Consider the following 1,885-nt stretch of genomic DNA (forward strand, 5'->3'; position numbering starts at 1 on the left):
GACTGCGGGGTTAGCCTAATCAATTAGAGTTCGATAGAACTCTTTACTTAGGAATCCCTCACTTCTAAACGAAGTGAAAGTGGGGGTAGTTCAATACACTAGATAAAATAATAGCAAAAGATAACAAAAAAAGAGTTTATCTCCTCGTATCATTACTCTTTATAATCGGATTTGCTATAATCTTCTACTACACATTCTTATAAAAATACTTCACAATAGGCGATACTTCAAAAAAAAGAATCCTGGTTTAAAGGATTCTTTTTTTGCCCTCCTTCTCTTTTCCCCCCTTAACAAACCAGATTAGCTAGCCAAAACAGGATATGCGAAGGGTAGGGGGCAAAGCTGGGGCGTGGAAAGCCTTTTGACTATGTGTAATTATTTCACTGCCTCTTTTAATTCTTTTCCTGCTTTAAAAGCAGGTGCCTTTGAAGCCGCGATTTGCATTTCTTCACCTGTTTGTGGGTTACGTCCCGTACGTGCAGATCTTTCACGTACTTCAAATGTACCAAAGCCAAGAATCTGTACTTTATCTCCATTTGCTAACGCATTTGTGATTGTATCTAATAACGCTTGTGTTGCTGCAGCAGCATCTTTTTGTGTAAGTTCAGCTTTTTCTGCTACTACTTTTGTTAATTCTGTTTTATTCATTTTCTGCACCTCTTCATATGTAATTAGGTGACTATTATAACGTGTGATTACTTATGATGCAATTATACTGTACATAGAGCCATAGCAAGAGATAGAGGACAATGTCTGTGTAAAAGGCATAAGAAGGATATTAATTATCGCTTTAAACTCTGTTCATATTTCTTTACATCTTCCATGGTTTTAAATATTAATACATCAAAAATTCCTTTTTCATTCCCACATACGACAACAAAACCATCTGTTGCTTCCAAAACTCTACCGACGCCACCATCTGTAAGTGTAATACTGGTGATATGTTTTACGTTCAGTTTATCTTCTTTTTGAATGTAAGTAGTTATGGGGGTTCCTACAGGAAATGCGTCTGTGATTTCTTTTGTTGTATATGTGCCATCATCTATTGATTGAGTTTTAGTTGTAATAGAATCAGTTTGAGTGGCACATCCTGTTGAACATATTAAAAGAATGCCAGTAATCATACTTACACATGCTGTTTTTACCATTCACAAAATCCTCCTATAACTGTTCGTATTGTCAACCCATTTAGGGTAACAAATTATATATACGAAGTTTGTTGGATTATGTGAGGCGTAAATCAACAAAGATACAGGAATTTTGCCAGAATGTGTTTCAAACAAAAGAAAAGACACCCAAAGGTGCCTTACTGCGACTGGCACCAGCGTAATATGGAATTGGGTGCCAACCTGATTATTTTTTACCACATTAAGTAATTTTGGTTGTTGAGAAATATAATTCAAATTTATCATTTTAGCCATGAAGACTCCTTCCTCAAGGAATGCGAAGTGAGTAGGTGGGAGATGAATTGGCTTCGAACAAGGGATGGCAAGGAACAATCATAATTGTTCGACATACATAAAGTGTTACTTCACTACCCATCGAATGTACGTTTGGTATATAATAGTCATATATCGAAATGGAGGTGAACCAAATGATAATTAATAAAGCCTATAAGTTTCGTATCTATCCAAATCAAGCACAAGCAATTCTAATCAACAAAACGATAGGTTGTTCTCGCTTTGTATTCAATCATTTCCTATCCCTATGGGAACACGCATATAAAGAGACAGGAAAAGGTTTGACATATGGTACATGCTCTGCCAAACTTCCTGCCATGAAGAAAGAGTTTGTTTGGCTAAAAGAAGTGGATAGTATTGCGATTCAGTCGTCTGTTCGCAACCTTGCGGATGCTTATACACGCTTTTTCAAAAAACAAAACAGC

General features: G+C 36.3%; 3 protein-coding genes. 1 reads left to right on the plus strand and 2 read right to left on the minus strand.

The genetic code is table 11. The features are described 5' to 3' along the window. Window positions 1-375: 375 nt before the first annotated feature. Together C4S65_RS33875 and C4S65_RS33880 are read right to left on the minus strand one after the other, a co-directional pair. Complete coding sequence (locus tag C4S65_RS33875) at window positions 376-648, minus strand: HU family DNA-binding protein (RefSeq protein WP_001043940.1); 273 nt, start codon at window positions 646-648, stop codon at window positions 376-378. A 134-nt stretch (window positions 649-782) separates the two neighbouring features. Beyond that, window positions 783-1,148 (minus strand): hypothetical protein, encoded by a 366-nt coding sequence (locus C4S65_RS33880; protein ID WP_000241083.1) that lies wholly within the window; start codon window positions 1,146-1,148, stop codon window positions 783-785. Between the two features lie 446 nt (window positions 1,149-1,594). Here C4S65_RS33880 and C4S65_RS33895 point away from each other — a divergent pair. After that, on the plus strand, window positions 1,595-1,885 hold a 291-nt coding region (locus C4S65_RS33895), incomplete at its 3' end, for a helix-turn-helix domain-containing protein (RefSeq protein WP_142391626.1).

It is taken from the genome of Bacillus sp. ok061, from assembly GCF_900108285.1.
Taxonomy (GTDB): domain Bacteria; phylum Bacillota; class Bacilli; order Bacillales; family Bacillaceae_G; genus Bacillus_A; species Bacillus_A thuringiensis_S.